The 20231-nt window shown below is 67.4% G+C and carries 17 protein-coding genes; 10 read left to right on the top strand and 7 right to left on the bottom strand.

What is annotated here, in order from left to right; all coding sequences use genetic code 11:
* Positions 1–92 precede the first annotated feature (92 nt).
* From VFQ64_RS08935 to tagH, 3 genes are read left to right on the top strand one after another with little or no spacing between them, the layout of a single operon-like run.
* Positions 93–2117 carry a type VI secretion system Vgr family protein gene (locus VFQ64_RS08935; protein WP_325102938.1) on the top strand — a complete coding sequence of 675 codons (2025 nt, stop codon included), beginning with the start codon at positions 93–95 and terminating at the stop codon, positions 2115–2117.
* Positions 2118–2127: 10 nt separating this feature from the next.
* On the top strand, positions 2128–2691 hold the full coding sequence (locus tag VFQ64_RS08930; RefSeq protein WP_325102937.1) for a DUF6931 family protein: 564 nt from the start codon (positions 2128–2130) through the stop codon (positions 2689–2691).
* Positions 2688–4502 (top strand): type VI secretion system-associated FHA domain protein TagH, encoded by a 1815-nt coding sequence (gene tagH / locus VFQ64_RS08925; protein ID WP_325102936.1) that lies wholly within the window; start codon positions 2688–2690, stop codon positions 4500–4502. The genes VFQ64_RS08930 and tagH overlap by 4 nt, the downstream gene beginning before the upstream one ends.
* A 227-nt stretch (positions 4503–4729) precedes the next feature.
* Here tagH and VFQ64_RS08920 read toward each other — a convergent pair whose 3' ends face one another.
* On the bottom strand, positions 4730–6391 hold the full coding sequence (locus tag VFQ64_RS08920; protein WP_325102935.1) for an electron transfer flavoprotein-ubiquinone oxidoreductase: 1662 nt from the start codon (positions 6389–6391) through the stop codon (positions 4730–4732).
* A 95-nt stretch (positions 6392–6486) separates the two neighbouring features.
* On the opposite strand from VFQ64_RS08920, the gene VFQ64_RS08915 reads away from it, so the two are divergent.
* The 7 genes from VFQ64_RS08915 to VFQ64_RS08885 all read left to right on the top strand — a co-directional run bounded on the left by VFQ64_RS08915 (position 6487) and on the right by VFQ64_RS08885 (position 11846).
* Entirely contained in the window at positions 6487–7206 is a 720-nt protein-coding gene (locus VFQ64_RS08915) for a uracil-DNA glycosylase family protein (RefSeq protein ID WP_325102934.1), read from the top strand.
* Positions 7203–8990, top strand: a complete 1788-nt coding sequence (locus tag VFQ64_RS08910; protein ID WP_325102933.1) for a lytic transglycosylase domain-containing protein — start codon at positions 7203–7205, stop codon at positions 8988–8990. Before VFQ64_RS08915 ends, VFQ64_RS08910 begins: the two co-directional genes overlap by 4 nt.
* Positions 8991–8994: 4 nt before the next feature.
* Positions 8995–9522: a molybdenum cofactor biosynthesis protein B gene (gene moaB / locus VFQ64_RS08905; protein WP_325102932.1), complete on the top strand. Its 528-nt coding sequence runs from the start codon at positions 8995–8997 to the stop codon at positions 9520–9522.
* A 163-nt stretch (positions 9523–9685) separates the two neighbouring features.
* A complete protein-coding gene (locus VFQ64_RS08900) occupies positions 9686–10021 on the top strand; it encodes a PilZ domain-containing protein (RefSeq protein WP_325102931.1) in 336 nt (111 codons plus the stop codon).
* A 38-nt stretch (positions 10022–10059) separates the two neighbouring features.
* Positions 10060–11133, top strand: coding sequence for a PA0069 family radical SAM protein (locus VFQ64_RS08895; protein ID WP_325102930.1), 1074 nt, complete (start codon positions 10060–10062; stop codon positions 11131–11133).
* A 54-nt stretch (positions 11134–11187) separates the two neighbouring features.
* Entirely contained in the window at positions 11188–11703 is a 516-nt protein-coding gene (locus VFQ64_RS08890; protein WP_325102929.1) for a ferritin-like domain-containing protein, read from the top strand.
* A 2-nt stretch (positions 11704–11705) separates the two neighbouring features.
* Positions 11706–11846 (top strand): hypothetical protein, encoded by a 141-nt coding sequence (locus VFQ64_RS08885; RefSeq protein ID WP_325102928.1) that lies wholly within the window; start codon positions 11706–11708, stop codon positions 11844–11846.
* A gap of 50 nt (positions 11847–11896) precedes the next feature.
* Here VFQ64_RS08885 and VFQ64_RS08880 read toward each other — a convergent pair whose 3' ends face one another.
* Genes VFQ64_RS08880 through VFQ64_RS08855 form a run of 6 tightly spaced genes read right to left on the bottom strand, consistent with a single transcriptional unit; the run spans position 11897 to position 20015 of the window.
* Positions 11897–13480: a long-chain fatty acid--CoA ligase gene (locus VFQ64_RS08880; protein ID WP_325103429.1), complete on the bottom strand. Its 1584-nt coding sequence runs from the start codon at positions 13478–13480 to the stop codon at positions 11897–11899.
* 15 nt (positions 13481–13495) lie between these two features.
* The gene (gene dnaE / locus VFQ64_RS08875; RefSeq protein WP_325102927.1) at positions 13496–16987 is read right to left on the bottom strand and encodes a DNA polymerase III subunit alpha; all 3492 of its coding nucleotides are present in this window, start codon (positions 16985–16987) and stop codon (positions 13496–13498) included.
* Between the two features lie 38 nt (positions 16988–17025).
* The gene (locus tag VFQ64_RS08870) at positions 17026–17505 is read right to left on the bottom strand and encodes a glutathione peroxidase (protein ID WP_325102926.1); all 480 of its coding nucleotides are present in this window, start codon (positions 17503–17505) and stop codon (positions 17026–17028) included.
* A complete protein-coding gene (locus tag VFQ64_RS08865; RefSeq protein WP_325102925.1) occupies positions 17502–18101 on the bottom strand; it encodes a GNAT family protein in 600 nt (199 codons plus the stop codon). Before VFQ64_RS08865 ends, VFQ64_RS08870 begins: the two co-directional genes overlap by 4 nt.
* The gene (locus tag VFQ64_RS08860; protein WP_325102924.1) at positions 18098–18772 is read right to left on the bottom strand and encodes an ABC transporter ATP-binding protein; all 675 of its coding nucleotides are present in this window, start codon (positions 18770–18772) and stop codon (positions 18098–18100) included. Before VFQ64_RS08860 ends, VFQ64_RS08865 begins: the two co-directional genes overlap by 4 nt.
* A complete protein-coding gene (locus VFQ64_RS08855; protein ID WP_325102923.1) occupies positions 18765–20015 on the bottom strand; it encodes a lipoprotein-releasing ABC transporter permease subunit in 1251 nt (416 codons plus the stop codon). The genes VFQ64_RS08860 and VFQ64_RS08855 overlap by 8 nt, the downstream gene beginning before the upstream one ends.
* Positions 20016–20231: the final 216 nt, after the last annotated feature.

Below are 20231 nucleotides of genomic sequence, written 5' to 3'. Positions count from 1 at the left end.
CCGCACCATAGTAGAGTACGGACGCCAGGCCGTTCGGTGGGGGCGCGACGGTGTTGCGCCGCCGCCCGGACGAGAAACAGGGGAAGACGGCAATGGCCGCTGTAAGCGACACCCGGCAAGCGCAGATGACCGTCGATCTGGGCGGCGAACAGGTGGTGCTGGAACGGGCCAGATGCACCGAGACACTTGGCCAGCCCTTTTTGCTGCAGGTCGACATCATCGCGGCGCTCGGCGAGATCGACCTGATGCCTCATCTCGGCAAACCGATCGCGGTTCACCTGTACGAAGATGATGATCTGGTGCGGGAGTTCCACGGCCTCATCACCGCCGGCGAGTTCACGCATGAAAGCCAGACCGGCTTTCACTATCGTCTGATCGCCCGGCCATTCACCTGGTTCTTGTCGCACAATCGCGACATGGCCATCTTCCAGGATCTGAGCGTCCTCGACATCATCAAGAAAGTATTCGGCGCGGGCGGGATCACGGATTTCGAGTTCAAGACGACCAGAGCCTACCGGCCGCGCACCTATTGCGTACAGTATCGCGAAAGCGACTTCGCCTTTCTCACGCGGCTGATGGAGGAGGAGGGCATCTATTACTATTGGCGCCACGAACCGAGCAAGCATGTCATGGTCTTCGCCGACGCGCCATCAGGCCATTCGCCCGGCAAGCCCGCTCATCTCGAGTGCAGTATCACGACCGCCTCGATCAACCGCGTCGGTTCCTCGCAACGCGGCGAGCACCGGCACTTCCTGGAGAAACTGGGAGAGAAGGTCTCGAGCGGCGGCGAGTCGCTGGTCACGCTCCGCGCCTTCGACTTCGAAAAACCGGAGCGGCCGTTGCAGGCGCAGTCGCAGGACAAGGGCAAGCACCCGCACGACGAGAAGGAATTCTACACCTATCCCGGCCGCTATACGCAGGAGTCGGACGGGGCCGCCCTGACCGCCGTCCAGCTTGCGGCACTCCGCCGTGATCGACAGGAATATCTGGGTCGCACCCGGGCGATCAGCCTCGCCTGCGGCACCACGCTCGCGGTGACGAAGCATCCCGCCGGGCGGCTCAATTCCACCTATCTCATTACCCACACCGTTCATGTCGTGCAGGCCGAAGACTATCGCGGCGGCGACGATCAAGAGAAGCTCGACGACGAGGAGGACACCCATGTCGAGTTTCACGCGATCCCCGCGAGCACGACCTTCCACAGTCCTGTCGTCACTCCCAAGCCGGTGGTGCAGGGGTTGGAAACGGCGATCGTCAGCGGCCCCGATGGCGAAGAGATCTACACCGATGAATATGGCCGGGTGAAGGTCCGGTTCCACTGGGATCGCGCCGACACGACCGGCGAGAAGAGCACCTGCTGGATCCGCGTCGCGCAGTTCGGCGGGCTCGGCAACATCATCCTGCCGCGCGTCCATCAAGAGGTCATGGTCGACTTCCTGCACGGCAACCCCGACGACCCGATCGTGATGGGTTGGGTGTTCAACAAGGCGCACATGCCGGTTTATCCGCTGCCCGATAACAAGACGCGTGCGCTGTGGCGGACGCGGAGCTATCCGGGCGGCAAGTCGTCGTCCTTTCCCGACACCATGAAGCTCGACACCGGCGACCCCGGCGCCAACGAGCTCCGCTTTGAGGACAAGTCGGGCAAGGAGGAGGTCTTCTTCCACGCCGAGAAGGACCTGAACACCCGCGTTCGCCACGACTCGACGCTGCAGGTCGGTCACAACGAGAAGCTGACGATCGGCTACGACCGCGACGACGAGATCAAGAACGACGAGCGGACGATCATCGGCAAGGACCAGACGCTGACGGTCACCGGCAACCAGACCGAAACGATCAAGGCCGACCGCACGATCGAGGTCAAGGCCGACGACAAGCTGACGGTAGGCATGACCCAGACGGTGGAGGCGGGCACCACCATCTCCGTCACCGCTAACCAGTCGATCACGCTGCAGGTCGGTGGCAACAAGATCATCATCGACCAGAGCGGCATCACGCTCGATGGCATCATGATCAACATCAAGGGTCAGGCGATGGCGAAGCTGTCCAGCCCCCTGACCCAATTGGAGGGGTCGGGCATGAACAAGATCACTGGCGGAGTCGTCATGATCAACTAAAACGCCCGTCATGGGGTGGAATCAGGTCAGGTGGACGGAGGCGCATCAGATCGCCTCTTTGATGGGGGTGGAGGACGAGGCCCTGCCCGAATCGGGCATCGCGCCGCACGTCCATTTCGCGGGCCTTCGATCGGCGGGTGACCGCCGCACCGCGGTCACGTTCCTGGGTCATGCCCTGCCCCGGCTTGAGGCGCTCGCCTGGGCCGGACGCGTTCTGGAGACCGAAGCTGCGACCCGCGAGCTCCGCCGTCCCGACCAACAGGCGCTGGAACATGCGCTGCGGTGGCTCGGCGATCCCGGCGATGCGACGAGGCGTACCGCGATGGAGGCGGCCGAGTCGGCGGGCGAGCGCAGCCCGGAGCGGATGTTGGCCACCGGCGTGTTCTTCTCCGGCGGGTCGATCTCCGAACCGGACCTGCCGGTGATCCTGCCCGCGCCCGAACTTGCGGGCCGGTTCGCCGCCGTTGCGGTGATCCTGGCCGCGGCGCGGGTGCAGGACGGGAACGCGTTGCTCGACCGTGCGCTTGACCTCGGCGAACGAATCGCCGCCGAAGGGACAACCGCGCTGCGATGACGCTGACGCTTACCATCCGGAACGTCGACAGGCTCGACAACGGCATGCCGTGCGAATTCGTGCTCAACCGGCGCGGCGCGATGATCGGGCGCGCCGCCACCTGCGATTGGAGCCTGCCCGACCCGCGCAACTACATTTCTTCGCGGCACGGCGAGATCGTGTACCGCGACGGCTTCTACCTGTTCAACGACATCAGCACCAACGGCACCTTCCTGAATGGCGACGGCGAGCGGATGACCGATCCGCACCGGATCGAGCATGGCGACTTGTTCCTGGTCGGCCACTATGAAGTGGTCGCGTCGCTTTCGGGCGAAGCGGCGGCGGCCGTCGAGCGTCATGACGCGCAGCAGGCGAGCGCCGCGCACGAGCAAGGCGGTTGGGGCTGGGACGCGCATGGCGGAGCGAGCACTCCACCACCGGAGCCCGAGCGCGGTGGCTGGGGTGACGCGCCCGCGAACAGCGGTCTCGCCAGCGGGATGGGCGGCGCGGCCGCGCCACTCGATGGCGGCTGGAGCGCGCCGACGGGTGGTGGCGGCGGGTGGGACGATGCTCCGGCACCCTCGTCTGGTGGCGACTGGGGCGGTGCACGCTCTTCGAACGATGGCTGGGGCGCGGCACTGGCTCCGACCGCGCCGGACGCCGCCGCCTGGGCGCCGCAAGCAGGCCCGAGCCTCAGCGCCCCGACCCCCTATGCCGCGCGCGGCGGCGCTGGTGGTGCGGCGCCGCCGTCGGGTCCAATGGATAGCGGCAACAGCTGGACGCCGGCGCCGGTGCAGGCGGAGGCGCGCGCCGCCTCCCCCTGGGACTCGGCGCAGGCGCCCGTGCAGCAATCCTCCGCCTGGTCGAGCGCGGTGCCGGACCGACCCAAGGCCGCCACCCCCAACGACATCTGGGGGTCGATGGAGAACAGCAATGTCGTCGATTGGGCGCGCGCCGACTTCGGCCAGAAGCAGGCGGAGAACGCCGATCCGCTCGGCCTGAACAAGCTCGCCGCGGATGCGCTGCCGAGGCAGTTGCCGACGGGGCCGCAACCACAGGCGCCACCCGCCGGCGACGGGGGTTGGAGTAGCGCGCCTCAAGGGGCGCCGATGGCACCCGGTGGATGGGGAGCGGTCGCCGCGCCCTCTGCTGCCGCAGCTGCTACCCCGGCTGTCGAGCCGACGAATCGTGCTGCGTCCCTGCCGTCAGCGCCGCCGCCGCGTGTCGCCGCGCCGCCCGCACCGGATGCGGCGGCTCTGGCGATGGCGCTCGCAATGGCCGCGGGTCTGAAGCCCGAGCAGGTCACGCAACCCGGACCCGAGACGCTGACCCGCGCCGGCGAGCTGCTGCGGCGCCTGATTTCCGGTCTGGTCGTGATGGTTGAGGCCCGAGCGCGCGCCAAGTCGCAGATGGGCGCGGAGCAGACCGGCCTCGAATTCGACGGCAACAACCCGATCAAGTTCGCGCGCAGCCCCGATCAGGCGCTCGCCGCCTTGCTGAACCCGCCCGAGCGCGGCTTCATGCCGGCGGAAAAGGCGATCGAGGACGCCTATTTCGACCTGCAGTCGCACCAGATGGCGACGCTGAAGGCAATGCAGGGTGCGCTGCGCGCGACCCTGGACCGGTTCTCGCCGGATGCGATCCGGAAGAGGGCGGAGACGGGTGGCTTCCTACAACGGCTACTGCCGGGCGGCCGCGAGGCGACGCTTTGGACGACCTACGAGCGCGAATTCTCCGGCGTCGCACAAGGGTCGGACGAGGCGTTCATGGACGTGTTCGCGAAGGAGTTCCGCCAGGCGTATGACGAGCAGAGCCGGAAGCGGCGGCGGTAAGTTGGCCGACGGGTAAGCGTCAAGTCTTTCCCTGCGAAGGCGGGGGCCCAGTTGCGATGAAGCCACTGGGTCGGACCGCCCTCGCGGAACGCTCGTTCTGGAGTCCGGCTTTCGCGGATCAAGTTCAACGCCACGCCGCGGCAAAGCCGCGTCGTCGAACCTCGGTGCTGAGGCCGGCCGAGCTTGCCGGTCTCGCCAGCAGCTTGCGCTGCGGCGTGCCGGCTGCGCTACATATTCGGGTAGTTCGGCCCCCCGCCGCCCTCCGGCACCACCCAGTTGATGTTCTGCAGCGGATCCTTGATGTCGCAGGTCTTGCAGTGGACGCAGTTCTGCGCGTTGATCACGAACTTCGGGTCGTCCGTTTCCTCACCCACCACTTCGTACACGCCGGCCGGGCAGTATCGCTGCGCCGGTTCGTCATACATCGGCAGGTCGTACTCGATCGGGACATCGGGATCGCGCAACGTCAGGTGGACCGGCTGGTCCTCCTCATGGTTGGTATTCGACAGGAACACGCTCGACAGCCGGTCGAAGGTTAGCACGCCGTCCGGCTTGGGATAGGCGATCGGCTGAACCATGTCCTTGCGCCACAATGATTGGTGGTCGGGATGGTGCTTCAGCGTCACCGGCCATTTCAAGCCGAAATGCTCAGTCCACATCGCGATGCCGGAAATCCCGGAACCCATCAGGTCGCCGAACTTCTTGACCAGCGGGACGACGTTGCGGACGGTAGATAGCTCCTTCTTGAGGTCCGATCGGTCGAACGCGTCCGGATAGGCGTGGAGCTCGTCGCCCTCGCGCCCGCCCTGCACCGCCTCGAATGCCGCTTCCGCCGCCATCATCGCGCTCAGCATCGCCCCATGCGTGCCCTTGATCCGCGGCACGTTGAGGAAGCCGGCCGAGCATCCGATCAGCGCGCCGCCGGGGAACACCAGCTTGGGCATGGACTGCAACCCGCCATCGTTGATCGCGCGGGCGCCATAGGAGACGCGCTTACCGCCCTCCAGCAGCTCGGCCACCGCCGGATGCGTCTTCCAGCGCTGCATCTCGTGGAACGGCGACAGGTACGGGTTGGTATAGCTCAGCCAGGTGACGAAGCCGATCGATACCTGGCCGTTCGCCTGGTGATAGATCCAGCCGCCGCCGTTCGATCCTTCGGTCTCGCTCAGCGGCCAGCCCTGGGTGTGCACGACCTTGCCGGGCTCATGCTTGTCGGGAGCAATGTCCCACAATTCCTTGATTCCAAGGCCATAGACCTGCGGTTGCGAATCGCGCGCGAGGTCGAAGGTCCGGATCACCTCCTTGGTCAGATGCCCGCGCACACCCTCGGCGAAAAAGGTGTATTTGGCGTGCAGCTCCAGCCCCGGCTGGTAGTCCGGTTTGCGCGTTCCGTCGCGCGCGACGCCCATGTCGCCGGTCGCGACGCCCTTCACCCGCCCATCTTCGTGGAACAGGATCTCGGCAGCGGCGAAGCCGGGAAAGATCTCGACGCCCAGCGCCTCGGCGCGCCCCGCCAGCCAGCGGCACAGGCTGCCGAGACTGCCGGTGTACGTCCCCTTGTTGTGCAGGAAGGGCGGCGTCCACAGGTGCGGCAGGTTGAACTTCTTCTTGGGCGTCAGCACCCAGTGCAGGTTCTGTGTCACGGGCGTCTGCGCCAGCGGGCAGTCGGTGTCGCGCCAGTCCGGGATCAGCCTGTCGAGCCCGCTCGGGTCGATCACCGCGCCCGACAGGATGTGGGCGCCGACTTCCGACCCCTTCTCGAGGATGCAGACCGACAGCTCCTTGCCCTGCTCCTCGGCGAGCTGTTTCAGGCGGATCGCGGCGGACAGGCCGGCGGGCCCCGCGCCGACGATCACCACGTCATAGGGCATCGACTCGCGTTCGGACATTCTCTTCGCTCCCGGGCCGTCCGCGCGGCATATCGCGGCGGCGCAACGTCTTGACGTATAAGCCGATCAAGTAAGTTGACCGCCGCGTCAACCGCGTGAACCCGGCAGATGTGGGTGTCGAGCATCTGGGTCAATGGCAGGCGGCGGCGATCAGCACGCTCGACTGGTGGCGCGAGGCCGGCGTCGACACCCTGGTCGATGATGCGCCACGCGACTGGCTCGCACGGCCCACGCAGACTGCGGCCGTCGTCACACCGCTTGCGGCGCCCACCGCCCTGCCCGTCACCCTCCCGGAATTCCTCGCCTGGCGCGTGAGCGGCGCCGCGCCGGAGACGGCATGGCGCGGTGCCTCGATCAGCGCCGCCGGGCCGCTCGACGCCAAGCTGATGGTGCTGGTCGATTGCCCCGACCGCGACGACCGGGACTGCCTGCTCGACGGCGCGGCGGGCAGGCTGTTCGACCGCATGCTCGCGGCGATCGGGCTCAGTCGCGGGCACGTCCACCTTGCAGCGGTATGTAGCCGCCGCCCGCTCGCGGGCCGGATGCCGCGCGAGATCGAGGCGGAGCTGCACCGGCTTGCGGTGCACCACGTAGGCCTGCTCGCGCCCGAGCGACTGCTGCTGATGGGTGACGCCGCGAGCCGCGCGGTCACGGGATCGGAAGTGCTGCGCGCACGCGGGACTTTACGCGCCTTTAACCATGCGGGTGGTGAAAGCCTGACCGTGGCGACCTTCCATCCGCGCCTGCTGCTCGAGCGGCCGGCGCAGAAGGCGGACGCCTGGCGGGATTTGCAAATGCTGATGGGATCACGATGAAGTTCGCAACGTTCGTGGCGCTGCTCGGTGCGACGTCGCCTCTACCCGTGTTGGCGGCGGAGCCGGTGGCGGAGGCACGGCTGGCCGGGACGGCGACGGTGCCCGCGCAACTCGATGGCACGCAGCGCGAGGGCTATCGCTCGGTGTTCGCCGCGATCCGGGCATCGCGCTGGCAGGACGCGCAGCTGCTGCTCCAGACCATCAAGCCGGGTCCGCTCCACGCGATCGCGCGCGCCGAGCTGTATACCGCCAAAGGCTCTCCAAAGGTCGAACTCGAACCCGTCGTCCAGCTGCTCACGGAAGCGCCCGAACTGCCCCAGAGCGAGGCGCTGTCCCGGCTCGCCAGGGCGCGCGGTGCGGTCGAGCTGCCGCCGCTGCCCGTCACGCGGGCGCTGATCTGGCAGGCCGGCGCCCCCGCCCGCCTCCGCGCCAAGGCGACCAAGGGCGATCAAGTCGCCGCCGACCTCGCGCTCGCCATGCAGCCCTTCGTCAAGGTCGACGACGGGGCTTCAGCGGAGGCGTTGTTACTGGCGACGGAGGGCCTGACACCGGAAGCATTGACCGAATGGCGCCAGCGCGTCGCGTGGATGTATTATCTGTCCGGCCGCGATGCCGACGCGCGCCGGGTTGCGGCAGAGGGCGCCGAAGGCGTTGGCGACTGGGCGATCCAGGCGCGCTGGGTCTTGGCCCTAACCGCCTGGCGCCAGCGCGACTTCGCGGTCGCGGGCACGACCTTCGAAGGCGTCGCCGCGCGCGCGGGCGATGTCGATCTGCGCGCCGCCGCGCTGTACTGGGCGGCACGCGCCGACATGGCCGCCGGCCGGCCCGACAAGATCGAGGCGCGGTTGAAAACTGCGGCGCAATGGAACGAGAGCTTCTACGGCCAGCTCTCCCGCCAGGCGCTGGGGCTGCGCAACCCCGCCAAGGCAACCGGCGGCATGATCCCGGCCGACTGGGCGGCGCTCGACAAGCGCCCCAATGTCCGCGTCGCGGCCGCGCTGGCCGAGATCGGCGAGACCGAACTGGCCGACAGGGTCGTGCGCCAGCAGGCCCGCATCGGCGAGCCGCGCGAGTTCGCGTCGCTGGTGCGGCTGACCGAGGCACTCGACCTCCCCGCGACCACCGTCTGGATGGCGCACAACGTGCCGGCGGGCTCGAGCGCCGCCCCCGAGGCGCGCTTTCCGATGCCGAAGTGGAAGCCGGACAGCGGCTGGCGGGTCGATCCGTCGCTGGTCTACGCGCACACGCTGCAGGAATCGGGCTTCCGGCATAAGGTCATCAGCCCCGCCGGCGCATACGGCCTCATGCAGATCATGCCGGCGGCGGCGACCGATTTCGCGCGTGAGCGCGGGCTGCCCGAGGTCGATCGCGCCGCGCTGACCCGCCCGTCGGTCAACATGGATGTCGGCCAGCGCCATCTTGAGCGGCTGCGGGACATGACCAGTACCACCGGCGGGCTGCTGCCCAAGGTCATCGCCGCCTACAATGCCGGCGCGAAACCGGTCGGCGAGTGGAACGCCATCGTCCGTGACGGCGGCGACCCGCTGCTCTACATCGAAAGCATCCCCTACTGGGAGACCCGCGGCTACGTTACCACCGTGCTGCGCAACTACTGGGTCTATGAGGCGCAGACGGGGAAACCGAAATCGGTCAGCCGCGCGGCACTTGCGCAGGGCATGTGGCCGCGCTTTCCGGGCCTGCCCGGCGCCCCCGCGGTCCGGCTCGACGCGCGGCCGAATACCACCGCGGTTGCGTCGGTAGCACCCTCTTCCGGAACCGACTGACCGGATGCCGATCGACTCGGCACTGACCTTTCTTCCTGTCCGCATCGCTGTCCTCACGGTCTCCGACACGCGCGGGCTGGCGAATGATCGGTCGGGCGACATCCTGGTCGGCCGGCTGAGCGACGCCGGGCACGTCCTGGCAGACCGCGCGATCGAACGGGACGATGCGGATGCGATCGTGGCGCGGCTCGCGACCTGGATCGCCGATCCGCAGGTGGATTGCGTAATCTCGACCGGCGGCACCGGGGTCACCGGCCGCGACGTGACGCCCGAAGCCTTCGCACGGGTGTGGGAGAAAGAGATTCCCGGGTTCGGCGAGCTGTTTCGGTGGCAGAGTTTCCAGACGATCGGAACTTCCACCATCCAGTCGCGCGCCTGCGCTGGGGTGGCGCACGGCACCTATCTCTTCGCGCTGCCCGGCTCCACCGGCGCGGTGAAGGACGGCTGGGATGGCATCCTCAAGGACCAGCTCGACAGCCGCCATCGACCCTGCAACTTCGTCGAACTGATGCCGAGACTCACCGAACGTTGACTCGGGCTTGAGCAATGCGACCCAAGCCGCTGGAAAGGTTTCGGTTCATCGTCTCCGCGACGCACCTCGTCGCGCCGCGGCCCTGAACTGACAGTCCGTTCATCTTCCCTGCAGCTTCGGCCTGCGCAAACATGGGTGAGCAAACCGCCGGGGAAGTTGGGATATGGCGACACGCGTTGCGTTCAGCCGACGGGAATCAGCATACTACGATCAGCGGAACGAACCGCGTCACCGGGTCGAGTGCGTGCGCGCCACCGCCGGCGGCGAAACGGAGGAGTCGTTCGTCGCACAGCTCGAGGATATCTCCACCTTCGGCTGCCGGCTGATAGAAGCGGAACCGCTGGAGAGCGGCAAGCGCATCTGGCTCAGACTGCCTCATGCCGCTCCGATCACCGCGCGCGTCGCGTGGGCCAGCGATGGGCGTGCGGGCTGCCGCTTCGACACTCCGATCAGTCAAGGTCTAATGCGATCGCTGCTGCTCCGGGCGGCAGTGCACTAGTTCTTGCTATGTTCCGTTGGTGGGCTTAGCCTGCCGCGATGGCCGGGACTCGCCCCGTCCGGGGCGCGACGCTAAATGCGGAGAGCCGCCGGTTTAATCTGCCCTCGACCGAGGCCGACGGCGATTGGCTCGACGCGCGGGGCGATGTGGACGGTGCGCCGCCGCCGCTGAGGACCACCGTCACCGTCGAGCAGCCGCGTACGATCATCAACCGGGTTACGTCACCCGACATCCCGTTCGATCGCTCGATCAACCCGTATCGCGGCTGCGAACATGGCTGCGTCTACTGTTTCGCTCGCCCTACCCACGCCTTTCATGATCTGTCGCCGGGGCTCGACTTCGAAAGCAAGCTATTCGCCAAGCCGACCGCCGCCGCTCTGCTGCGGGCGGAACTCGGCAAGCCCGGCTATGAGGCTCGGCCGATGGCGCTGGGCACCAACACCGATCCTTATCAGCCGATCGAGGCGGAGTGGCGGGTGACCCGCTCGGTGCTCGAGGTTCTGCGCGACTGTGATCATCCGGTCACCATCACCACCAAGTCGGACCGCGTCGTCCGCGATCTCGATCTGCTGGCGCCGATGGCGGCGAAACGGCTGTCGGTGGTGTGCCTTTCGATCACGTCGCTCAATCGCAAGGTTGCGATGACCGTGGAGCCGCGCGCGCCCTCGCCAGAGCGCCGGCTTACGGCGGTGCGGAGGCTGGCCGATGCCGGCGTTCCGGTCTTCGTCTCCATCGCTCCCGTCATCCCAGCGATCACCGATCACGAGCTGGAACATCTGATCGAACGCGCGGCCGAGGCCGGCGCGCGCGGTTGCTTCTTCATTCCGGTGCGCCTCCCGCACGAGGTCGCGCCGCTGTTCCGCGCCTGGCTGGACGAGCATTTTCCTGAGCGCGCGGGCAAGGTGATGAGCATCATCCAGTCGTTGCGCGGCGGCCGCGACAATGATCCCGATTTCGGCACGCGAATGCGCGGCAGCGGCCCCTGGGCGGAGCTGCTCCGCACCCGCTTTCATCGGGCGTGCCGAAAACATGGATTGAATAGCGAGCGGATACAGCTCCGCTCCGATCTCTTTTGCCCGCCGCGCGGGCCCCAAGGCGAGCTGTTCGGGTGAACCAATCGCGATGACGGACCGTTAGAGCATTACAATCGAACAAGGAATCGCGTCATGCCCGATCAGGCTTACATGCAGGAACTCTTCATCACCGGCCTCAAGAACGCGCACGGTGTCGAACACCAGGCGCTGCAGCTGATGGACCGGCAGATCGAGCATCTGCGGAACTACCCGGAGGTCGCCGACATGCTGCGGATGCACCGCGTCGAGACCGAACAGCAGATCGCCCGCATCGACGAGCTGCTCGCCGGCTTCGGCACCGAAGCGTCCGCGCTGAAGGACGCGGTGCTGAGCTTCACCGGCAACATGGCGGCGCTTGCGCACATGCCCGCACCCGACGAAATCCTGAAGAACAGCTTCGCCAACCACGCATTCGAGAATTTTGAGATCGCCGCTTATACGTCCCTGCTGACGATGGCGGATCTGGGCAGCTTTGGCCACGCCACCGTGGCATTGCAGCAGTCGTTGGGCGAAGAGCAGCGCATGGCGCAGCTGGTGCTCGACAGCATCCCCGCCGTCACCCGTAAATATGCCGAGCTCCGCTCCGCCGGCGAGACGGCGGGTCACTGATCGTGGGCGACAGCGATCGCGAGGCCGCGGCCGACAAGCTCAACCGTAACGGTGCGGAACCCGAAGCTGAGTCCGGCGCCGGCTATGGCAGCCATGCGCAGGAAACCGAGAAGCCGGACGAGCCAGCCGCAGGCACGCAGTAAGGGTTAACACCCGCCGGTTGCTTGCGCGATCGGCGGGTCGGGCTGACCGGTCAGGCTGTTTCCAGCTTGAAGTCCTTGTAAGTGTCACGCAGCGCGGTCTTCAGCAGCTTGCCCGTCGCGGTGTGGGGTAGCGAGTCGACGAACAGGATCGCGTCCGGCAGCCACCATTTCGCGACCGTGCCGGAAAGATGCGCGCGAACCGCCGCCTCGGTCACGTCGCTCCCCGGCTTGCGCACGACCAGCAGCAGCGGCCGCTCGTCCCATTTCGGATGATATATGCCGATCGCCGCGGCCTCGGCCACGCCCGGGCAGCCGACCGCGGCATTCTCCAGCTCGACCGAGCTGATCCACTCACCGCCCGACTTGATGACGTCCTTGGCGCGGTCGGTGATCTGCATCGTGCCGTCAGGGTGCATCACCGACACGTCCCCGGTATCGAACCAGCCATCGGCGTCGATCGCGTCCGCCTCGGCCTGGAAATAACGTTTGACCACCCACGGTCCGCGCACCTGCAGCCGCCCCGAGCTGAGGCCGTCGCGCGGCTGCTCGGCACCTGCATCGTCGACGACGCGCAGCTCGACCCCGAACGGCACCTGGCCCTGCTTGCTGATCCGGTCGAGCTTCTGATCGTGGGTATATTCGTCCCAGTCGGGCGGCGGCGACCCGGCGGTGCCGATCGGGGAGGTCTCCGTCATGCCCCACAGGTGCTTGACCTCCACGCCCATGCCCATGATCCGCTCGATCATCGCTCGCGGTGCCGCCGAGCCGCCGATCGTCACCTGTTGCAGGTAGCGCGGCGCCTCGCCGGTTACATCCATATGACCGAACAGGGCCAGCCACACGGTCGGCACGCCTGCGGAATGCGTGACCTTCTCGCGGTTCATCAGGTCGCACAGCACGGTCGCGTCATTGGTCGCCGAATAGACGAACTTCGCGCCCGCCAGCGCGCCGGCGAAGGGTAACCCCCACGCCGCGGCATGGAACATCGGCACGATCGGCAGCACGACGGATCGCGTGTCGAGATTGAACACCGCGGGCGCGATCTCGGCCATGGCGTGGATCATGGTGGAGCGGTGTTCGTAGAGCACGCCCTTGGGGTGGCCGGTCGTCCCGCTCGTGTAGCAGAGCATGCACGGCTCGCGCTCCGGGCCCTCGTGCCACGCGTAATCGCCGTTCTCCGCCCCGATCAGCCGGTCGAAGCTTCCATCGTCGAAGCAGACATAATGTTCGATGCTGGTCCACTGCCGCTTCAGCCGGTCCACGATCGGCTGGAAGGCCCGATCATAGAACAACACGCGGTCCTCGGCATGGTTGGCGATATAGACCAGCTGCTCGTCGAACAGCCGCGGGTTGATGGTGTGGATGACGCCACCCATGCCGATCGCGCCGTACCAGGCGGTGAGGTGATGGGCATGGTTCATGCCCAAGGTCGCGACCCGGTCGCCGACGCCGCAGCCGAGCTTCTCGAGCGCCTGGGCGAGCTTCCTCGCATTCATGGCGACCGTCGCCCAGTCGCTGCGCGTCTCCGATCCATCGGCCCAGCGCGATACGATCTCACGCCGTCCATGCTCGCGCTCGGCGTGTTCGAGGAGCCGCGGCACCCGCAGTTCGAAGTCCTGCATTCCGCCCAGCATCAACGCTTCTCTCCTCTAGCCGACGAGCTGCAGGCGCGTTTCGGCCTGCTTGAATTCGACCGTCGAGATACCGTGCAACGACTCCAGTCGTCCCGCAAGCTCGGCGTCGAGCAGGAAGTCGCGCCCGAGCAGCAGCCGCGCTTCGCGGCCGTCGGCAAGCGTCACCCGCGCGCGTATCTCTCCGCGCGCACCGCGGTGATGGACGAGGAGCGTCGCCAGATCAGTGAACGCCGACCGATCTGTCACGGTCAGCTCGACAGCGAAGCGCGCGGTTGAGGCGAGCGCCTCGAACGGCTGGATGCGCTTGACGGTGACACGCGGCGCTTCTTCTCCCGGCCGCCGATCCAGTTCCACGGTGGCGAGGCCACAGCCGCCGTTCGCCGCCGCCTCCTCCAGGTCCTTGGCCACCGAGTCCTCGAAGCAGGTGGCGACGAACTGACCCGATGCGTCCGACAGCGTTGCCATCAGGTATCGCTTGCCCCGCGCCGAGGTGCGCCAGCGCGCTTCCTCGACCAGCACCGCCATCGTTGCGCCCGCCCGCGTCCCGTCGTCGGGGATCTGCAACTCGCCCAGCTTCGCATAGGCACGCGCGCCGTGCATCCGCGCGAGATGCGCATGGCGGTCGATCGGATGCGCGGAGAAGTAGAAGCCGAATGCCTCCTTTTCCTGCTCCATCCGCTGCGCCAGGCTCCATTGCGCGGAGATCGGCAGCGTAATCGCATTACCCGCGACCTCGGTCTCGCCGAACAGCCCGCCCTGGCCGCTGGTCCGATTGGCATGCGTCCGAGCGGCGACGGCCAGCACCGTCTCCGCCACCGCGAACACGCCGGCCCGGTTGGCGTCGATCGCGTCCAGGGCCCCCGCCGCGGCCAGCGTTTCCAGCTGCCGCTTGTTGAGCAGGCGCGGATCGACCCTGGCGGCGAGATCGTCCAGGCTCTTGAAGGGCCCGGCAGCCGAGCGTTCCGCCACCAGTCGATCCATCGCCCCCTCGCCCACCGACTTGAGCGCCCCCAGCGCATAGCGAACAGCGGGACCGTCCGCCGCCTGTTCGACGTCGAACTCGGCCGCGCTCGCGTGGATGCAGGGCGGCAGCACCGGCACGCCAAGCCGGCGCGCGTCCTCGACGAACAAGCCCAGCTTGTCGGTCAGCGCCATGTCGTAGCACATCGACGCTGCGTAGAACTCGGCCGGATGGTGCGCCTTCAGCCAGGCGGTCTGATAGGCGAGCAGCGCGTAAGCGGCGGCGTGCGACTTGTTGAAGCCATAGCCTGCGAACTTGTCGATCAGGTCGAACAGCTCGTTGGCCTGCTGCCGGCCGATGCCGTTGACGCTCGCGCAGCCCTCGACAAAGCCGGCGCGCTGAGCGTCCATCTCCGCCTTCACCTTCTTGCCCATCGCGCGGCGCAGCAGGTCGGCACCTCCGAGGCTGAAGCCGGCGAGCACCTGTGCTGCCTGCATCACCTGTTCCTGATAGACGAAGATGCCATAGGTCTCGGCGAGAATCGGCTCGAGCAGCTTGTGCGGATAGCTGATCGGCTCCTGCCCTTGCTTGCGGCGCCCGAAGCTGGGGATGTTATCCATCGGTCCGGGACGGTAGAGCGACACCAGCGCGATGATGTCGCCGAAGTTGGACGGCCGCACCGCGCTGAGCGTCCGGCGCATTCCCTCCGACTCCAGCTGGAACACGCCCACCGTATCGCCGCGCTGCAGCAGCTTGTAGACCTCCGGATCGTCCCAGGTCAGCGCGTCGAGGTCGACCGTGATGCCTTGCTTGGCGAGCAGCTGCAGCGCCTTTTGCAGCACCGACAGCGTCTTCAAACCCAGGAAGTCGAACTTCACCAGGCCTGCGCCTTCGACATATTTCATGTCGAACTGCGTGACCGGCATGTCGGAACGCGGATCGCGATACAGCGGCACCAGCTCCGCCAGCGGCCGATCGCCGATCACCACGCCGGCGGCATGGGTCGAGGCGTGGCGGGGCAGCCCCTCCAGCTTCATCGCCAGGTCGAGCAGCCGCCGGACCTGATTGTCGTTGGCATATTCGCGCGCCAACTCGCTGACGCCGTTCAGCGCGCGGTCGAGTGTCCACGGATCGGTCGGGTGGTTGGGGACCAGCTTCGCCAGCCGGTCGACCTGGCCATAGCTCATCTGCAGCACCCGCCCCGTGTCCTTGAGCACCGCACGCGCCTTCAGCTTCCCGAAGGTGATGATCTGCGCCACCTGGTCGCGTCCGTACTTCTCCTGGACGTAACGGATCACCTCGCCGCGCCGGGTTTCGCAGAAGTCGATATCGAAGTCCGGCATCGATACGCGCTCAGGGTTCAGGAAGCGTTCGAACAGCAGCCCGAGCTGCAGCGGGTCGAGATCGGTGATCCGCAGCGCCCAGGCGACGACGGAGCCCGCACCCGAGCCGCGCCCCGGCCCCACTGGAATGTCATGGTCTTTTGCCCAGCCGATGAAGTCGGCGACGATCAGGAAATAGCCGGGGAAACCCATCTGGATGATGACGTCGAGCTCGAACTCCAGCCGCTCGCGATAGGGCGTTTGCCAGTCGCCCTCGCCCGCCAAGCCGAGCGCGACGATCCGGTTGAGCCGCACCTCCAACCCTGCTCGCGCGTCCGTGCGCAGAAGCTCCGCCTCGGCGGCCGGGTCGCCTGCGAGACTGGGCAGGATCGGCTTGCGCGACGGCGCCGCCACCGCGCAGCGTTGCGCGACGACCAGCGTGTTGGCGATCGCCTCCGGCACGTCGGCGAAGAGCTCGACCATCGCCGCGGCCGGCTTGATCCAGGCGTGCGGGCAGCTCCGCTGCCGGTCCTCGCTGTCGACATAGGACGAGCTGGCGATGCACAGCATGACGTCATGCGCGTCGCCGAACTGCGCTTCGGCAAAGCAGCTGGGGTTGGTGGCGACCAGCGGCAGGTCGCGCGCATAGGCAAGATCGATCAGCCCCGCTTCCGCCACCGTTTCGGTCGCGTCGTCGCGGCGGCAGAGCTCGACATACAGCCGCTCCGGAAACAACGCTTCGAGATGATCGAGATAGGCGGACGCGCGCGCCGCCTGGCCCTCCGCCAGCAGCCGCGCCACGGCGCCCTCGCCTCCCGCCGTCAGCGCCAGCAAGCCGGCGGTGCGGCCCTCCAGCGCGGCGAAGGTGACATGCGCCGGTTGCTCGATCGGCCGGTCGAGATGCGCCTCGCTGACCAGCGCGCAGAGCGTCTGGTAACCGCCCTCGTCCTGCGCATACAGCGCGAGCCAGTCGAGCACGGGCGCGGTGCCCTCCGGCATGTCGGGCCGCGCGATCGCGAGCATGGTGCCGATGATCGGCTGCACACCCTTCTTCCGCGCCGCTTCGGAGAACGCCATCGCGGCGTAGAGCCCGTTGCGGTCGGTCAGCGCCGCCGCAGGAAAGCCGAGCTTGGCGGCATGGGCGGCGATGTCCTTCGGCTCGATCGCGCCATCGAGCATCGTGTAGGAGGAGAAAACGCGAAGAGGGACAAAGCCGGCATGCATCGCGCCACCATGGCCGCCGCCGCCGATTCGGGAAACGCCTAAAGCAACGCCTCGATGTCCGCGGTTAGCGCCTCCGGCTTCACGGTCGGGGCATAACGCCGCACGGGATTGCCGGAACGGTCGACCAGGAACTTGGTGAAGTTCCACTTCACGCCGCGCGAGCCGAGCACGCCGGGTGCAGCCTCCTTCAGCCGCTGGAACAGCGGGTCGGTCCCCGGGCCGTTGACGTCGACCTTGGCGAACACCGGGAACGTCACATCATAGGTCAGCGAGCAGAAGTTCGCGATCTCGGCCGCGTCGCCGGGCTCCTGCGCCCCGAACTGATTGCACGGGAATGCGAGCACCTCGAAGCCCCGATTGCCATAGTCGCGATGGAGCTGCTCCAACCCCTCATATTGCGGGGTGAAACCGCATTTGGACGCGGTGTTGACGATCAGCAGCACCTTGCCGCGCCAAGTGTCGAGGCTGACGACGCCGCCATCGGCTGCTCGCACCTCCATGTCGGTGATTGCGGTCATCGCCGTCCTCCGCCCTTGAGCAACAGGCGCAGGTTGTCGCGCACGCCCGGCCATTCGCGGTCGAGGATGGAGTAGACCGCGGTATCGCGCAAGCGGCCGTCGGGCAGCCGCTGATGCCCCCTCAGCACCCCGTCCAGCTTGGCGCCCAATCGCTCGATCGCGCGACGGCTGTTGCCGTTGAGCCAGTCAGTCCGGATCTGCACGCATTGGCACTCCAGCGCCTCGAACGCATGGCCGAGCAGCAGCAGCTTGGCCTGGGTGTTCACGCCGGTCCGCTGCACCCGGCGTGCGTAGAAGGTGCCGCCGATCTCGACGCGGCGATCACGCTCGCTCATGCGCATGAACCGGGTGGTCCCGACGATCTCGCCAACGGCGTCCAGCACGGTGAACGGCAGCGCCCGCCCCGCCTCGCGCTGTGCCAGCGTCGACGCCAGCCACTGATCGGGCTGCTTCAACTGCGCCACCACCGCGTAGAAGGTGTCCCACAAATCGTCTTCCGCGGCGGCGGCGGCAATCGCAGGGAGGTCGTCGGCAGCGAGCGGGCGCAACGTCACATGCTCTCCGCTCAGCGATGGGGTCTCGCGCCACACGTTCACGCGAGCGTGCCCTCGTGCAGCCGCACCACCCGGTCCATCTTGGCCGCGAGCCGCTCGTTGTGGGTGGCGACCAGCGCGGCGGAGCGTTCGCCGCGCACCAGGCGCAGGAACTCTGCCAAGACGCGATCGGCGGTCTGTTCGTCGAGATTGCCGGTGGGCTCGTCGGCGAGCACCAGCGCCGGGCGGTTGGCGAGGGCACGGGCCACGGCAACGCGCTGCTGCTCACCACCCGACAGCTTGGACGGGCGATGCTGGAGGCGATGGCCGACGCCGAGCGCCGTCAACAGCTCGGCCGCGCGGGCGTCCGCATCCGCCCGAGCGCGCCCGCCGATCAGCTGTGGAAGGACAACGTTCTCGAGCGCGCTGAAGTCGGGCAGCAGGTGGTGGAATTGATACACGAAGCCGAGCTTGTCGCGTCGCAGCACCGTCCGCTCCGCGGCCGAAAGCTGCGCCGCCTCGACGCCGGCGATGCGGATCGACCCCGCGAAGCCGCCTTCGAGCAGCCCAACCGCCTGCAGCAGCGTCGACTTGCCAGAGCCGGACGGCCCCAGCAGCGCGACGATCTCGCCGGGCGCGACCTGAAGATCGACGCCGCGTAGCACCTCGATCGTCTCGCCGCCCTGGGTGAAGGCCCGCGCCAGACCGGTGGTGGCAAGGACCGGCTCATTCATAGCGCAGCACCTGCACGGGATCGGTATTCGCCGCCTTCCAGGCCGGATATAGCGTCGCCAGGAAGCTGAACAGCAACGCCATCGCCACGATCAGCGTGATCTCGACCGGGTCGGGCTGGGACGGCAGCTCGGTGAGGATGCGCACAGACGGATCCCACAGGTTCTGGCCGGTCACGAACTGCACGATGCCGACCACGCCCTGCCGGTAGAACAGAAAGAAAAAGCCGAGCAGCAGCCCCGCGATGGTCCCCAGCACCCCGATCGAGGTGCCGACAGTCATGAAGATGCGCAGCATCGCGCCCCGCCCCGCGCCCATCGTCCGCAGGATGGCGATATCCCGGGTCTTGGCGCGGACCAGCATGATCAGGCTGGACGCGATATTGAAGGCGGCGACCAGGATGATGATGCACAACACCACGAACATCGCCACCCGCTCGACCGCCAGCGCGCCGAACAGCTGCGCGTTCATCGAGCGCCAGTCCTGGATCACCGCCTCGCCGCCGATCCTGCGCTGCAACGGCGCCAGGATCTCGCCGACGCGGTCGGCGTCGGTGGTCTGCACCTCGATCATCCCGGCCTGATCGCCCATGAGCAGCAAGGTCTGCGCGTCCTCGATCGGCATCACCACATAGGCCTTGTCGAGATCCCAAACACCGATCTCGAAGATTGCCCCGACCTGATAGCTGACGATGCGCGGCACGGTGCCGAACGGTGTCGTCTGCCCTTGTGGCGAGAACAGCGAGACCTCCGACCCGACCTGCGCACCCAGGCTTTCGGCCAGCCGCGAACCCAAACCTATGCGGTTGCCTCCGGGCGCCAGGCTCGCCAGGTCGCCGGCGACGACCTTGCCCTTCAGCGTCGGGTTGGCGCGGATATCCTCGACGCGCATGCCCCGCACCAGCACCGCCTCCGCGCGGCCGTTATAGGTGGCGGCGAGCGGCTGTTCGATCAGCGGCGTCGCGCGGACGACGCCCGGCGTCCGCCGCGCTTCCTCGGCGATGTCTCGCCAATTCGGCAGCCGGCCGCCGACACCCTGGATGACGGCATGACCGTTCAACCCGACAATCTTGTCGAACAGCTCCGCGCGAAAACCGTTCATCACGCTCATCACGATCACCAGTGCCGCGACGCCGAGCATCACCGCGCCCAAGCTGAAGCCGGCGACAAGGACAATGAACCGCTCCCCCTTGCCCGGCAGCAGATAGCGCCGGACGATCATCCGTTCATATCGAGAAAGCAGCATGATGGGGCTCTAGGGGGCGGGGGACGGCGCGGCAACCGCCAGCCCTGTGGCGCGACGGCCACAGAGTCGCCGCAATCGATACGGGAGCGTAGCGCCCGCTAGTGACAAGGCCGTCGCTTGGACCTAGCCGCGCTGTATCGAGACACAGGCAATGGCCGTGGTTCGGGGATGCAGGCGCTCCTGCCCCGCTTCTGATCGAAGCGCGCGGGCGGGGAG

The organism is Sphingomonas sp., assembly GCF_035714405.1.
Lineage (GTDB): Bacteria > Pseudomonadota > Alphaproteobacteria > Sphingomonadales > Sphingomonadaceae > Sphingomonas.
Note: the sequence above shows the minus strand (reverse complement) of the source record. Positions and strands in the feature narration are given on the sequence as shown.

Bases quoted from the DNA above. Each gene is read 5' to 3' on its own strand.
- moaB (WP_325102932.1), top strand. From the start codon at position 8,995: ATGCCGATCGACTCGGCACTGACCTTTCTTCCTGTCCGCATCGCTGTC.
- dnaE (WP_325102927.1), bottom strand. From the start codon at position 16,987: ATGCATGCCGGCTTTGTCCCTCTTCGCGTTTTCTCCTCCTACACGATG.
- VFQ64_RS08855 (WP_325102923.1), bottom strand. From the start codon at position 20,015: ATGCTGCTTTCTCGATATGAACGGATGATCGTCCGGCGCTATCTGCTG.
- VFQ64_RS08900 (WP_325102931.1), top strand. From the start codon at position 9,686: ATGGCGACACGCGTTGCGTTCAGCCGACGGGAATCAGCATACTACGAT.
- VFQ64_RS08895 (WP_325102930.1), top strand. From the start codon at position 10,060: ATGGCCGGGACTCGCCCCGTCCGGGGCGCGACGCTAAATGCGGAGAGC.
- VFQ64_RS08935 (WP_325102938.1), top strand. From the start codon at position 93: ATGGCCGCTGTAAGCGACACCCGGCAAGCGCAGATGACCGTCGATCTG.
- VFQ64_RS08860 (WP_325102924.1), bottom strand. From the start codon at position 18,772: ATGAATGAGCCGGTCCTTGCCACCACCGGTCTGGCGCGGGCCTTCACC.
- VFQ64_RS08920 (WP_325102935.1), bottom strand. From the start codon at position 6,391: ATGTCCGAACGCGAGTCGATGCCCTATGACGTGGTGATCGTCGGCGCG.
- VFQ64_RS08910 (WP_325102933.1), top strand. From the start codon at position 7,203: ATGAAGTTCGCAACGTTCGTGGCGCTGCTCGGTGCGACGTCGCCTCTA.
- VFQ64_RS08930 (WP_325102937.1), top strand. From the start codon at position 2,128: ATGGGGTGGAATCAGGTCAGGTGGACGGAGGCGCATCAGATCGCCTCT.
- VFQ64_RS08870 (WP_325102926.1), bottom strand. From the start codon at position 17,505: ATGACCGCAATCACCGACATGGAGGTGCGAGCAGCCGATGGCGGCGTC.
- VFQ64_RS08890 (WP_325102929.1), top strand. From the start codon at position 11,188: ATGCCCGATCAGGCTTACATGCAGGAACTCTTCATCACCGGCCTCAAG.
- VFQ64_RS08880 (WP_325103429.1), bottom strand. From the start codon at position 13,480: ATGCTGGGCGGAATGCAGGACTTCGAACTGCGGGTGCCGCGGCTCCTC.
- tagH (WP_325102936.1), top strand. From the start codon at position 2,688: ATGACGCTGACGCTTACCATCCGGAACGTCGACAGGCTCGACAACGGC.